This window comes from Ornithinimicrobium sp. INDO-MA30-4 (assembly GCF_021535045.1).
In the GTDB taxonomy this organism is placed as follows: Bacteria; Actinomycetota; Actinomycetes; order Actinomycetales; family Dermatophilaceae; genus Ornithinicoccus.
Genome location: NZ_CP091056.1, coordinates 265,461 through 278,659, shown reverse-complemented (window position 1 = coordinate 278,659; position 13,199 = coordinate 265,461). Strand labels below are relative to the sequence as shown.

Sequence of the window (13,199 nt, the reverse complement as noted above, 5' to 3'; positions counted from 1 at the left end):
TGCGCGCGCTAGCTTAAATGCCGCAGGCTGGGGCGACGTTGGTCGGCGTGGCGGGCTTACCGATGGTGGGAATGCCCAAGCTGACCGCGGGTCGTCCCGCATCGGGCTGGTCCTGCAAGGCAGCCCAGGCGTCGCCACCACGCGTGCGGCGGACGCTAAACAGTCCACCCTCAACCCCAGAATCAGCGACGAGGTGGTGCGGCGCAGCATGGGTTATCTGCACTGAAACCATGTCACCAGGGCGTGGTCGCTCTGCATCTTCGGGGATGCTGAAGTGAATCAAACGGTTATCTTGCGAGCGACCCGACATCCGCCCACTCGCGGCGTCTTTGCGGCCTTCCACCGGAGCCACCAAGACCTCGACTTCTTGGCCCATGAGCGCCTGATTCTCCTCATGAGAGATTTCCTTTGCAAGGCTACGAGTCGCACAAATCGCTCTTGGACGATCTCCTTGGGCAACTGATCAGGCATCTCAGCGGCGGGAGTGCCAGGACGGATGGAGTATTGGAAAGTGTAGGCACTGGCGAACTTGCTGGCCCGGACGACATCCATGGTCCTCTGGAAGTCCTCTTCGGTCTCCCCGGGAATCCAACAATGATGTCGGTGGTCAACGCGGCGTGCGGGATCGCTTCGCGAACCTCTTCGATGATCCGCAAGAACTTGGCGCTTCGGTAAGAGCGCCGCATGTCTTCGAGCACCTTGTCAGAGCCGGATTGCAAAGGCATATGCAAGGTGGGCATGACGTTGGGCGTCTCAGCCATCGCATCAATAACGTCGCTGGTGAACGCGGCCGGGTGTGGGCTGGTGAACCGAACACGCTCTAGACCCTTGATCTCCCCGCAGGCACGCAGCAACTTGCCAAGGCCAAACGGTCACCGAACTCAACGCCGTAGGTGTTGACGTTCTGACCCAGCAGCGTGATCTCGACCACGCCATCAGCAACGAGGGCTTCGATCTCAGCCAAGATCTCGCCCGGCCTGCGATCGCGCTCTTTACCTCGCAGAGCTGGCACGATGCAGAACGTGCAGGTGTTGTTGCAGCCGACACTGATTGACACCCAGGCGCTGTAGGCGGAGTCGCGTCGAGTAGGCAACGTGGAGGGAAGGTATCGAGCGCCTCAAGGATCTCGACTTCGGCCTCTTTGTTGTGCCGAGCGCGATCCAACAACGCTGGCAGCGAGCCAATGTTGTGGGTGCCGAAAACAACATCAACCCAGGGCGCCTTTTCGACAATGGTCGCCCGGTCCTTCTGCGCTAAACAGCCACCCACGGCAATCTGCATGTCAGGGTTTGCCGCCTTGGCCGGGGCCAACTGTCCCAAGTTGCCGTACAACTTGTTACCGGCGTTTTCACGGACAGCGCAGGTGTTGAACACCACGACGTCTGCTGTCTCGGGACGCTCAGCCGATGGCACACTCCCGACATCGACATAGCCTGCCGTCTCAAGCAGCCCGGAAAGGCGCTCTGAGTCGTGGACATTCATCTGGCAGCCGTGAGTCCGCACGTCATAAGTCTTGTTGCGGGCGGTGGGGCTCTCGGCCTGGGGCTCAGTATTGGTGGCGGTGCTCATATCGCCTTCCAGGATAGACGCACAGATGAGGCCTTCTGAGCCATGCCGCCAATCAGAGGGACGCCCCAGGAGGCAAAGCATCAATTGCCTCGCGGATTACTTCATAGGAAAGACCCGCAGGATAGCCCTTGCGCGCCAAGAGACCAGCCAAGCGGCGTGTTTGCACAACCCTTTCCAGCCCGTGCATCGTGCGCAGCTTTTTGTCCACTAATGCTTGGGCTGTGGCGCGCTGGTCGTCTGGCTCCACCTCGCCCACCGCAAGGGAGATCAAGTCATCACTGACGCCCTTCTTGCGCAATTCGTGCCGCAGAGCCATGGGAGCGAGTCCGCGGCTATCAACCTGAGAGCGCACAAACATGTGAGCGAAGGCTTCATCATCGATCAGGCCAACCTCGGTCATGCGATCGAGCACACTCTTTGCGGCATCGTTGGGGATGTCTTTGTCCGCCAACTTGGTGGCCAGTTGGTGGCGGGTGCGTGGCCCCACCGCCAACTGGCGCAACACAATTTGGCGGGCTTGTTGCCCTGGCGACAATCCCTCGGACGCATTGCCCTGTCGCCCTCGGCCTGCACGGCGGTCCGACGATCCGGATGAGCTGGGCTCGTGACTCTCCGGTCTGGGTTGATCGGCGCGAGCGACTTGCTCTGCTTGCGCCAGAGCCTGCCGAGCAGCCTCAAGCCTGTCTGGGTTTGGATTCGACACGCTCTTCACCAACCTCAGAAGCTGACTGCAACCTCACCAGTGACCGGATCCACGCCCTCTGGGACGTCCTCGGCGCTACGTGGACCGATGCCTAGCTTTTCCTTGATACGGCGCTCAATCTCATCAGCAGTATCAGGGTTGTCGATGAGGAAGGCGCGAGCATTTTCTTTGCCTTGACCCAACTGGTCGCCCTCATAGGTGTACCAAGCGCCGGCCTTGCGGACGAACCCTTGCTCCACGCCCATGTCGATCAAGCCACCCTCGCGCGAAATCCCGTGGCCATACAAGATGTCGAACTCTGCCTGCTTGAACGGCGGCGACACCTTGTTTTTAACGATCTTGGCGCGCGTCCGGTTGCCGACTGCGTCAGTGCCATCCTTCAGCGTCTCGATACGACGCACGTCGATGCGAACCGAGGCGTAGAACTTCAAAGCCTCACCAGTGGTGGTCTCCGGGGACCCAAACATCACACCGATTTTTTCGCGGAGCTGGTTGATGAAGATGGCTGTGGTGCCGGTGCTGTTCATGGCACCCGTGATCTTGCGCAGCGCCTGTGACATGAGTCGTGCTTGCAGACCCACGTGGCTGTCGCCCATCTCGCCTTCAATCTCTGCCCGCGGCACCAGGGCCGCGACTGAGTCGATCACGATGATGTCGAGCGCTCCGGAGCGGATCAGCATGTCGGCGATCTCGAGGGCCTGCTCACCCGTGTCGGGCTGGCTCACCAGCAAGGCGTCAGTGTCGACGCCCAACTTCTTGGCGTACTCCGGGTCAAGCGCGTGCTCGGCGTCGATGAAGGCAGCGATCCCGCCAGCCTTTTGCGCATTGGCCACTGCGTGCAGGGCGACCGTGGTCTTACCGCTGCTCTCTGGGCCGTAGACCTCAACAACTCGACCACGAGGAAGCCCGCCAATCCCGAGCGCAATATCCAACGCGATGGACCCGGTGGGGATAACGGCGATCGGCGGACGAGTGTCATCGCCCAAGCGCATGACGGAGCCCTTGCCGTAGGACTTCTCGATCTGGGCCATCACCGTGTCGAGGGCCTTGAACTTGTCGTTGCCGGCCCCCAATCCTGCTGCGGGCTTGCCCGGGGACTTGGTCCTGCTTGCTGCTGCCATGTGCTGCTCCTTCGCCTCGTGGATGAGCGCGTCTACCTTCAACGGAACCGAAGGCGATCTTGCTCGCTCCGGACACGTCAGACGCTAGAACGCAGGTCTGACATACCCATGAAAACCACTCAAGATGTGGATAGCAGAGACGTCAGTTGCGGCCTGGGGACAACACTAGATCGAAAGTGTGTACGAACCTACTCGCCACGCGCGGCGCGTCTGTTTGTGTCGTTAGGCAGCGCATTTATGCGGAGCCCCACGCGCAGTCAGACCGCGGTCACACGCGAAATCACACCGCCGTCACACGCGCAGTCACAACGGAGTCAGACGGTATTCGTCATTCGTCTCGCTCCACTCAACGTCCACGCGGCCTTGCTCTTGCGCGGCCTTGCAGAACTGCAGAAAGGAGCCGTAGCCCAACTTCTTTTCGCTGAACCCGGGCTGGCGGCGTTGCAGCCGATTCTTTAGACCTGACATACCGGTGTCCCCCAACTCAGCAACCACATCCCCGAGCAGGGCAAATGCATCCGAATCACCGCCAGCCTCGGGCAGCAGGATTTCTGGGTCTCCTTGGCCGGGCCGGTCGCCAATTCGATCACGCCGCGGTTGGAAAGGTGCTCAAGTAGGTCGCCAAACGCGCGGAAGCCGTGGTCAGACTCGCTAAACGTAGGGTCCTTGCGCAGCAGTGTGCGCTTCAGGACGGAAGCGGTGACCGCTCCCCGGTCGATTGCTGCAGGCCCGAGACCGTTTGCACCACGAATACGGCTACGTCGACCTTGGTTGCCTCGGGCTCGGTGACTTCAGTTTCATTCGGGACGTCACGAGGCTCCGACTCCGGCTCGGATGCTGGCGCGGACTTGGGGTGCGCCCTGAGTCGATGCTGCAGACTTGGGTGCCTGCGATCGCCCGCGCTTGCTGTTTCGGCCCCTGTTTGGCGCTTCCACCGGCATCGGCTCAACACCCTCGAGGTTGTCGTAAAACAAGAACTCATCGCAGGCTGGGGGCAGCATCGCCGAGGTCGAGTCTCGGACCCCAAAGCCGATGACTCGCTTGTTGAGTTCACGCAATTTGTGCACAAGCGGCGTGAAGTCGCTGTCTCCGGTGCATACGACAAAAGTGGAGATGTAGTCCCGGACGAAAGCCAACTCAATGGCATCGACAGCCATTTTGATGTCAGCAGCATTCTTGCGAGAAGCCCCCATGCGCTGCGGCATCTCAATGAGCTCGACGTGCGAACGCGTCAGCATGCGGCGATCTTCGTCAAAATAGGACCAGTCCGCGTAGGCGCGACGCACCACCACCCGGCCACGCTCTGCCAACGCATCGCTGATCGGCTTGAGATCGAAGTTGACCCCTGGTGAGTCTCGGGCTCCGAGGGCCAGGTTCTCGTAGTCAATGAATAGGGCGATCCGGTCTTCGTGGTCCACACCTGGCAGCCTACGCGTCCAAAACAACGCCGGGGCGGCGACAACCTGTCTCCGAAACCTGTGCCTGACGACTTTCAACGGCATACTTGCCGCTACGTCAGGAATTCCCCCGTAGACTGGGCGAGCCTGGTCAACACCGTGGTTGAGTTGCAGGCTCTTTTCTCTGCCCTTCTCCCACAGGATCCCACCCTTATGGCACTGCTTGTCCAAAAGTTTGGCGGCTCTTCCGTCGCTGATGTCGAGGCGATGAAGCGCGTGGCCCGCCGCATCGTGGAAACGCGCAAAGCTGGCAACGACGTCGCCGTCGTTGTTTCGGCCATGGGCGATACGACCGATGACCTCTTGGATCTGGCCAAGGCCATTGGCCCCGGCCCTCCCCAGAGCGTGAGATGGACATGCTGCTCACCGCTGGCGAGCGGATCTCGATGGCTCTGCTGGCCATGGCCATCGAGGACCTCGGCGTACGCGCCCGTTCGTTCACCGGTGAACAGGCCGGTATGCGGACCGACAAGTCGCACGGTCGGGCGCGCCTCCTCGACGTCACGCCAGACCGCGTCAAGGCCGCACTGGCTCAGGGGTACGTCTCTATCGTTGCTGGGTTCCAGGAGTCTCCGAAGACGAGGACGTGACGACGCTGGGTCGTGGCGGGTCCGACACCACTGCAGTTGCGTTGGCTGCTGCCTTGGATGCGGACGTCTGCGAGATCTACACCGACGTGGATGGCCTTTACACCGCAGATCCACGCATCGTGCCTTCAGCGAGCCGAGTTACCCGCATCACCATCGAAGAAACACTGGAGATGGCCGCCCAAGGCGCCAAGATCCTCCACCTGCGGGCCGTCGAGTATGCCCGTCGATTTAACGTGCCACTGCACGTTCGCTCCTCATTTTCAGACCAAGAAGGCACCTGGATCTTGGTCGGTCGCCCCCTCACCTCGGATCAGGAAGAAACCATGGAAGAGCCCCTCATCTCCGGCATTGCCCACGACAAGTCACTGGGCAAGGTGACGGCCGTTGGCATTCCCGACCAACCCGGCGCTGCCCCAAGGTTGTTGGCGCCGTGGCCGCCCAGGGCGTCTCCATCGACATGATCGTGCAGAACGTCTCCACCTCCAGCGCATCAACCTCCGACATCTCATTCACTCTCCCGGAGAGCGAAGGGGCCGCCGCTGTCGCTGCCGTCCGTGAGTTGCAGCACGAGATGGGCTTCGCGGATGTCCTTTACACCAGCCACGTAGGCAAGTTGTCGCTCGTCGGCGCTGGCTTGCGGTCCAATCCGAATGTTGCCCACCGGTTGTTTGGCGCCCTGGCGGACGCTGGCATCAACATCGAAATGATCTCCACCAGCGAGATCCGCATTTCGGTCATCACCGACCAAACAGATTTAGCCGATGCAGTGCGCTCCGTGCACACCGCTTTTGCTCTCGATGCAGACACCGAAGCCGTGGTCTACGGCGGAACCGGAAGGTGACCGATATGAAGAACATGAACATCGCCGTTGTCGGCGCAACCGGCCAAGTGGGAGCCGTCGTTCGGCGCCTCCTGCTGGAGCGCAACGTGCCAGTTGCCTCGCTGCGTTTCTTTGCCTCGGCTCGCTCTGCAGGCAAAACCCTGCCCTGGGCGGGTATGTGGGATGGCCAGTTGCAGGATGCGCCCCGCGAGATCACGGTCGAGGATGTCGCCACCGCTGATCTGAGCGGTTTGGACGTCGCTATCTTTTCCGCTGGCGGCAGCACCTCCCTGGAGCACGCCCCGCGCTTTGTTGAGGCCGGCGCAGTTGTCATCGACAACTCTTCCGCCTGGCGGATGGACCCACAGGTCCCGTTGGTCGTCAGTGAGGTCAACCCCGAGGCCATGTCCAAGGCACTGGGCCGAGGCGGCAAGGGCATCGTCGCCAACCCCAACTGCACGACGATGGCTGCCATGCCGGTCTTGAAGGCATTACACGATGAGGCTGGCCTCCAGCGCTTGATCGTTTCGACCTACCAGGCTGTGTCCGGTTCAGGCTTGGCCGGGGTCGAGGAGTTGGCAAGCCAAGCAACAACGGCCATCAACAACGACGCGGCGGCCCTGACGCATCACGGCAGCGCAATAGACCTAGGCGAGCCTCAGGTTTACACCGAACCCATCGCTTTCAACGTGATCCCGGTCGCAGGCGACATTGTCGATGACGGCTCCGAGGAGACCAACGAGGAGCAGAAGCTGCGCAACGAGTCGCGCAAGATCCTGGGTCTCCCGCGCTTGGCCGTTGCCGGAACGTGCGTTCGGGTGCCGGTTTTCTCTGGGCACTCGCTGGCTATCCACGCTGAGTTTGCGGATGCCATAAGCCCAGACCGTGCGCGTGAGGTGCTGCGTGAGGCCCCCGGGGTTGCCCTGGAGTCGACTCCAACGCCGCTCAAGGCGGCCGGCCAAGACCCGGCATACGTCGGACGCATCCGCACCGACCAATCCGTTCCGGATGGTCGTGGGCTGGTGTTCTTCATTAGTAACGACAACTTGCGTAAGGGCGCAGCACCTAACGCAGTGCAGATCGTTGAGGTGCTGGGAGCCAGCGTGCCCGTGTAACCCACAACCACGAAATGAGCCCGGTCTCCCGTCACGGGAGACCGGGCTCATAGTTTCCTACCGGAACAGTGAAACTTTCTTCACAAAAGATGAAGGGTTCCGCCTGAGTAGGACAATCAGGAATCTCCGAACAGTGAGGTTTCTGACATGAACAACCTCGAGGGATCCGCGGCAAACGTACGCAACGAAGCCCGGCTTTTGAATTGCTCGACCGGCTGGGCATGTCCGGTAGAGACTTCAGCGTCAATGAGGCTTTTCCGCACGACCGGTATCGTCGCAGCGTCGAGATCCCGCCGCCCCCACCTTCCTCTACCAGCAACCGCGAGTCGTTCGGGATCGCTGTGGACCACGAACGCTGGTACGCCGCCCTGATCTCTAGCGACCTGGGGGTCTGGGACTGGAATATGGTCGACAGCTTTTGTTACATGAGTGACCAATACATCAAAATGCTCGGCTACAAACCGGAGGACTGGACGTCGAACGTTGTCGAGTGGACCGACCGCTTGCACCCAGACGACGTTGACCATACGACCAGGGCCCTGCAGGCTCACCTGGATGGATATGCGGATTTCTATGCCGCAGACATTCGCCTGTTAACCAGCGCCGGCACCTACAAGTGGGTCCACACTCGTGGCCGGATGGTCGAGTGGGACGAGAGGGGCCAGCCCACTCGGATGATCGGCACCCACACCGACATCGACCAACAAAAGCGAGCGGTGGAGCAGCTGCAGCAACAGGCCGTGCTGGTGGATAAGGCACATGACGCGATCTTTGTCGTTGACCTCAGCTGGATCGTGACCACATGGAACAAGAGCAGCGAACGTCTCTTCGGTTGGGATCGGAATCGGGCGATTGGGGCGAAACTCGACGCAGTGCTCGCGGCTGACCAACAAAAGCTGAGAGAAGGGTTTGAGCACACGCTCGTAGCAGGTGAATGGACTGGGGAGTTGGAGTTTTCGCGCTTGGGGGCGAAGACGCTGTTGGTGATTGCCGCTTGACTTTGGTGGCAGACAGCCAAGGCGAACCCAGCGCGATCATGGCCATCATCACCGACATCACTGAACGGAAGGAGATTGAACGGCAGTTCTTCCGCGCCCAACGCATGGAGAGCATTGGCACCATGGCCGGTGGCATCGCCCACGACCTCAACAACGTGCTCGCCCCCACCCTGCTCTACAGCGACATGCTGAAACAGGATCTGGCCGACGACCCCGCCAAGCTTGACCAAGTCGCTGGCATTGCAACGAGTGCTCAGCGGGCTGCTGACTTGGTGAGCCAACTGCTGAATTTTGCGAAAGGGACTCAAGGCAATCAACTGGTGCTGCGGCTCGATCGGCTCATCCTCGAGACGGTAAAAATTGCCAGCGAGACCTTCGATCCAGGCATCGAAATACGCACCGAGATCGCTGATGAAGTTTGCGTCGTTGAGGAGACCCAACACAACTGCATCAGGTCCTCCTCAATCTCTGCGTCAACGCTAGAGACGCCATGCCTGACGGCGGCACACTCACCATCAAGGCCCGCGAAGAGTTAGTCAGCGGAGCTCACCCGGCCCGGGCCCCAAAGCGAAGCAAGGACTATTTGCCTTGATCGAAGTAATTGACTCCGGCGTCGGCATTGAACCAGATGTCCTGCCGAGGATCTTTGACCCATTCTTCACTCAAAAACCCAGCGGCACCGGGATCGGACTGTCATCGGCCCAGACGATCGTGCATAGCCACGGTGGTTTCATCGATGTCCTGAGCGAGCCTGGGCAGGGCAGTCAGTTTCAGGTCTATCTACCAGCCAGCGCAAAAGCGGGTAGCGAGGTGATCGATCTGCTCGGCGCTACAGAATTTCGCGGGGACGGGCACCTCGTTCTCGTCGTTGATGATGAGCCCATCGTTCGTCACGTCCTGGCTCAAATGTTGACCGAGTGTGAATACGAGGTTCTGCTCGCGAGCGGGGGGATGAAGCCCTTGAGTTGTTCAACCAACACGATGAGGACATCAAGACCGTCCTGACGGACATGAAGATGCCTGGCATGAATGGCACCACATTGCTCCGCACCCTGCGGGCCACCAACCCGAACGTTCGGTTGGTAGCAACGAGTGGGGTCAACACAGCGGGATTGGCGCAGGAAGCCCTGGCAGCCGGGGCGACTGAGTTTGTTGCCAAGCCCTATACAACTCTGGACTTACTCAGGGCCTTGTCGAATTCCTGAGAAAGTGCTCACAAATAGGACTGCGTTCCGCGTGCACGCAACAATGGGGAACCGTCAAAAGTGAGGTCTGACATGGAATCTGCGAATGTGACCGAACCTGGCCCGGGCAACGAAGCCCGGCTTATCGCGATGTTCGCCAATCTCAAAGCCAGGGCTCAAGAAGTTGACCATGAAGGTGCCAGCCGCCCCCATTTCGACCTTGGCTCCCGGGACATTGCCGACCTACCTCGTACACCAGCAGCCACCCGGGAACGCGAAGCCGAGGCCCTGCTCCACAGTGACCGTTGGTACTTCGCCCTCGTGTCGAGTGATCTCGGGGTGTGGGACTGGAACCTCCTGGACGGTTATCACTACATGAGTGACCAGTACATCCACATGCTCGGTTTCGAGGTCGAAGAGTGGTCCGACAGCGTGACTGAGTGGTCCGACCGGATACACCCAGACGACGTGGTCGCTACCTCGCACGCTTTGCAGGCACACCTTGATGGTCAGAGCAGTATCTACAGCGCTGATTTCCGCATCCGCACCAAGTCTGGCCACTACAAGTGGGTCCAAACCCGGGGTCGCGCCGTGCGATGGGATCAGCAGGGCAGGCTTACCCGGATGATTGGCACTCATACCGACATTGACGAGCGCAAACGCGGAGAGGAACAACTCCAGCAGCAGGCCATGCTGGTTGAGAATGCTCACGATGCAATCTTTGTCGTGGACCTCAACCGCTTGGTTACGACCTGGAATGACAGCGCCGATCGGCTCTTTGGCTGGCCGAGGAGCGAAGCGATCGGCACTCCGCTTGAAGAAGTTGTGACCGCTGACCACGAGCGACTCTGCGATGGATTTGAACGCACACTGGCTGACGGCGAGTGGAGCGGCGAGTTGGAGTTCTCTCGGGTTGGAGGTGAGGCCGCGGTCGGCGACTGCCGTTTAAGCCTGATCGGTGACAGTCGAGGCAAACCTAACGCCATCATGGCGATCATCACCGACATCACTGAACGCAAGCGGATGGAGCGGCACTTCTTCCGAGCACAACGGATGGAGAGCATCGGGACGCTAGCAGGCGGGATTGCTCACGACCTCAACAATGTTTTGTCGCCGATCTTGTTGTATTGCGACATGCTCACCGAAGAGCATGCTGGCGATTCGGCCACCCTGGGTCAGCTTTCGGGGATTGAGTCGAGTGCCAAGCGGGCTGCGGACTTGGTCGGTCAACTCCTGGGCTTTGCCCGGGGCACCGAAGGCAACCGACTAGCCCTGCGCCTCGACCAGATTGTGCAGGAGACCGCCAAGATTGCTCGAGACCTTCCATCCCCACATCCAGGTCACCACCAACATTTCGGATGACTTATCGCTCGTCGAAGGCGACCCGACGCAACTCCATCAGGTGCTCGTCAATCTCTGTGTGAACGCACGGGACGCGATGTCTGAAGGTGGCATCCTCAATATCGCGGCACCTGACTCAGTCGTTGAGGGCATGCACCCGGACCGGGCTCCCGGCGCAAGCGAAGAACACTATTGCTTGGTTGAGATCACCGACACTGGTCATGGCATCGAGCCCGACATCTTGCCGCAGATTTTCGACCCATTTTTTACCCAGAAGCCAACAGGCACGGGCATTGGGCTTTCTTCAGCGCAGTCCATCGTGACGACCCACGGTGGATTCATCGACGTGCAGACCGAACCGGGTCAGGGCAGCACATTCAGGGTCTTCCTGCCCGCCCACGGCAAGGCTGGTGACGAAGTCATCGATGCCACTGGTGCCGTCGACTATCGCGGCAATGGCGAGAAAATCCTGGTTGTTGACGACGGGCAGATTGTCCGCAAAGCGTTGTCGCAAATGCTCGGAGAGTGTGGGTATGACGTGCTGCTAGCGGCCGATGGGCAAGAGGCCATCGATCTTTTTCACGAACAACGAGACGCTATCGCCATGGTCTTGACCGACATCAAGATGCCCGTCATGGATGGCCCCGAGCTCTTGCGCCAGCTCAAGAGCATCGACCCCTGTGTTCGCGTCGTGGCCACCAGTGGGGTTAACTCCCCGGACTCCAAAGACGCTGCTATGTCCGCCGGGGCAGCCGCCTTCATCCCCAAGCCCTACACAACGATTGAACTGCTGCGCACACTTTGGACAGGAGACACTCCCTCCCACCACGAGAGTTAGGACTACTTGGACTTGCCGAGATCTGCCAGGAAGCGCCGCTCATCGGGAATTTGCAGGTCATCGCACAGAGCTGTCCACACCCGACGCACCGGCACAGCAGCCTCAATCGCTTCGACCGCTGTCCGGTCTTGAAGGGCGTGAATGACATGGGTCATCGCAACTGAGCGGCCATAGGCTCCACCAAACTCTTGCTCCATCAGGGCCCAAAACTCACTCAATCGCATGCCGCACACGCTACCCCGCTCGGTTGCGCACAAATTCACTGCCGGCGACGAGCACTAGGCCCGGACATACAAAGAGTGCTCCTGTAGAACCCTGCCGAGGTGGTCTCTGCCCACGCGAGAGATGGCCCCCGCCTCCAGGGACCGAGCCGACAACGATCCGTGCTGAGTTTTGGCCCGGCGGATTGCCTGCATGCCGGCCTCGCTGAGCCCCGTCGTGAGGAATGAGCCGAAGGGCGACGTGCGGCCCTTGCGCCACAAGACGACGCTGCGTTGCGTGCCGATAGGGCTTGTGCTGCTGAATTGGGTCACCAAGACAATGTCCTGCACAGGGAAGCGCTTCAGCGCGAAGGTAAGCGGAGCGCGATAGCCCACGGCCCCGTCGTCACTCACCAGCACAGCTCTGTAGCGCAGGGCAAGAATGAACCACGCACCAAAGGCAAGCGCGAGTAGACAACCTGCCACCAGGTATGCGGCGCCTTGCCAATCGTCAGCCTGCAGCAGCGGTGGCAGCGCGCCCACCAGTACCAACGATGCGATTCCAATAACGAGCCAAGCGAAGGCTCGACCGACTCGCCCAGCGACGTCGCTGACTGGGTAGATGAGCTCGCCTGGCCGGGAGCCTCGTTGCGCCCACGCAGGTGGGCCTTCCTCGACCACCGGGATTGCATAGCGCTGCATTTGCCCCAGGACGTCACGGCTCGAGTCATCATTCAGCGCGATCACCGATATCCGGGTCCCCGCCAAGGGCCGGTTTCTCCTACCCAGTTGTCCACTGGGTGTTCGCCCCGAGTGTCGATCAGGTTTTTACGTGCCTGAGCACAGGTTCGTCGCTGCAACCAGCCCAAGGTCTCACCCTTCGCGAGGCTCGACCACAAAGTCAGGTGGGCACGGCTCGGCTGGTGCTGTCCACGCGATCTTTGGCAGTGGCACCCACCACGCTGGAAAGGTCAGTCCAGCGTCGAGGGTTGGGATGGGTCGGGCCAGCGTATAAGTCGCGATCCGGCTGCCCTCGATGATCACCCCTGCAGGGATCCACCACAATAGCCACGCAACCAGCGCCAGCAAGGCCAGCGCAAACGAGATCCAAAACCCTGGTGAGGTCAGCACGCCATTGGCAGTTGGCCCAGAGACCGGCACCAACAGGGCCAAGATCAATAGCCGTCGTCCCCAATACGACCAGAGGTCCGGCCTGGGATAGCGCCGCTGATCTGGAGCCGAGGTCATGGTCTGACCCTACCG

14 protein-coding genes and 3 pseudogenes are annotated in these 13,199 nt (G+C 60.5%); 9 read left to right on the top strand and 8 right to left on the bottom strand.

What is annotated here, in order from left to right; translation table 11 throughout:
• Window positions 1–13: 13 nt before the first annotated feature.
• The 5 genes and pseudogenes from miaB to L0A91_RS01520 all read right to left on the bottom strand — a co-directional run bounded on the left by miaB (window position 14) and on the right by L0A91_RS01520 (window position 4,811).
• Window positions 14–1,569 (bottom strand): annotated as a pseudogene (gene miaB / locus L0A91_RS01540) (tRNA (N6-isopentenyl adenosine(37)-C2)-methylthiotransferase MiaB).
• A 52-nt stretch (window positions 1,570–1,621) separates the two neighbouring features.
• A complete protein-coding gene (locus L0A91_RS01535; RefSeq protein WP_235245539.1) occupies window positions 1,622–2,074 on the bottom strand; it encodes a regulatory protein RecX in 453 nt (150 codons plus the stop codon).
• Window positions 2,075–2,286: 212 nt separating this feature from the next.
• On the bottom strand, window positions 2,287–3,393 hold the full coding sequence (gene recA, locus L0A91_RS01530; protein ID WP_397333767.1) for a recombinase RecA: 1,107 nt from the start codon (window positions 3,391–3,393) through the stop codon (window positions 2,287–2,289).
• A gap of 303 nt (window positions 3,394–3,696) precedes the next feature.
• Window positions 3,697–3,888: a hypothetical protein gene (locus L0A91_RS01525; protein WP_235245538.1), complete on the bottom strand. Its 192-nt coding sequence runs from the start codon at window positions 3,886–3,888 to the stop codon at window positions 3,697–3,699.
• A 314-nt stretch (window positions 3,889–4,202) separates the two neighbouring features.
• Window positions 4,203–4,811: an NYN domain-containing protein gene (locus L0A91_RS01520; RefSeq protein ID WP_235245537.1), complete on the bottom strand. Its 609-nt coding sequence runs from the start codon at window positions 4,809–4,811 to the stop codon at window positions 4,203–4,205.
• Window positions 4,812–5,003: 192 nt separating this feature from the next.
• Here L0A91_RS01520 and L0A91_RS01515 point away from each other — a divergent pair.
• The 9 genes and pseudogenes from L0A91_RS01515 (at window position 5,004) to L0A91_RS01480 (ending at window position 11,736) form a co-directional block, all read left to right on the top strand.
• Window positions 5,004–6,281: pseudogene (locus L0A91_RS01515) on the top strand (aspartate kinase).
• 5 nt (window positions 6,282–6,286) lie between these two features.
• Entirely contained in the window at window positions 6,287–7,375 is a 1,089-nt protein-coding gene (locus L0A91_RS01510; protein ID WP_235245536.1) for an aspartate-semialdehyde dehydrogenase, read from the top strand.
• A 203-nt stretch (window positions 7,376–7,578) separates the two neighbouring features.
• Entirely contained in the window at window positions 7,579–8,373 is a 795-nt protein-coding gene (locus L0A91_RS01505) for a PAS domain-containing protein (RefSeq protein ID WP_235245535.1), read from the top strand.
• Window positions 8,310–8,624: pseudogene (locus L0A91_RS19430) on the top strand (hypothetical protein); the annotation flags it as partial. The gene L0A91_RS01505 and the pseudogene L0A91_RS19430, both read left to right, overlap by 64 nt.
• A 194-nt stretch (window positions 8,625–8,818) precedes the next feature.
• Entirely contained in the window at window positions 8,819–8,965 is a 147-nt protein-coding gene (locus tag L0A91_RS19425) for a histidine phosphotransferase family protein (RefSeq protein WP_397333835.1), read from the top strand.
• The gene (locus L0A91_RS01495; RefSeq protein WP_235245534.1) at window positions 8,962–9,378 is read left to right on the top strand and encodes an ATP-binding protein; all 417 of its coding nucleotides are present in this window, start codon (window positions 8,962–8,964) and stop codon (window positions 9,376–9,378) included. The genes L0A91_RS19425 and L0A91_RS01495 overlap by 4 nt, the downstream gene beginning before the upstream one ends.
• A complete protein-coding gene (locus L0A91_RS01490; RefSeq protein ID WP_235245533.1) occupies window positions 9,339–9,578 on the top strand; it encodes a response regulator transcription factor in 240 nt (79 codons plus the stop codon). The genes L0A91_RS01495 and L0A91_RS01490 overlap by 40 nt, the downstream gene beginning before the upstream one ends.
• A gap of 72 nt (window positions 9,579–9,650) precedes the next feature.
• Window positions 9,651–10,919: a PAS domain-containing sensor histidine kinase gene (locus tag L0A91_RS01485; protein ID WP_235245532.1), complete on the top strand. Its 1,269-nt coding sequence runs from the start codon at window positions 9,651–9,653 to the stop codon at window positions 10,917–10,919.
• Window positions 10,867–11,736 carry a response regulator gene (locus tag L0A91_RS01480; protein WP_235245531.1) on the top strand — a complete coding sequence of 290 codons (870 nt, stop codon included), beginning with the start codon at window positions 10,867–10,869 and terminating at the stop codon, window positions 11,734–11,736. The genes L0A91_RS01485 and L0A91_RS01480 overlap by 53 nt, the downstream gene beginning before the upstream one ends.
• Before the next feature lie 2 nt (window positions 11,737–11,738).
• Here the strand turns inward: L0A91_RS01480 and L0A91_RS01475 are convergent, their stop codons facing one another.
• From L0A91_RS01475 to L0A91_RS01465, 3 genes are all read right to left on the bottom strand, one after another.
• On the bottom strand, window positions 11,739–11,960 hold the full coding sequence (locus tag L0A91_RS01475; protein ID WP_235245530.1) for a DUF3046 domain-containing protein: 222 nt from the start codon (window positions 11,958–11,960) through the stop codon (window positions 11,739–11,741).
• 54 nt (window positions 11,961–12,014) lie between these two features.
• Window positions 12,015–12,683 (bottom strand): hypothetical protein, encoded by a 669-nt coding sequence (locus tag L0A91_RS01470; RefSeq protein WP_235245529.1) that lies wholly within the window; start codon window positions 12,681–12,683, stop codon window positions 12,015–12,017.
• A gap of 126 nt (window positions 12,684–12,809) precedes the next feature.
• Window positions 12,810–13,184: a hypothetical protein gene (locus tag L0A91_RS01465; protein ID WP_235245528.1), complete on the bottom strand. Its 375-nt coding sequence runs from the start codon at window positions 13,182–13,184 to the stop codon at window positions 12,810–12,812.
• Window positions 13,185–13,199 lie beyond the last annotated feature (15 nt).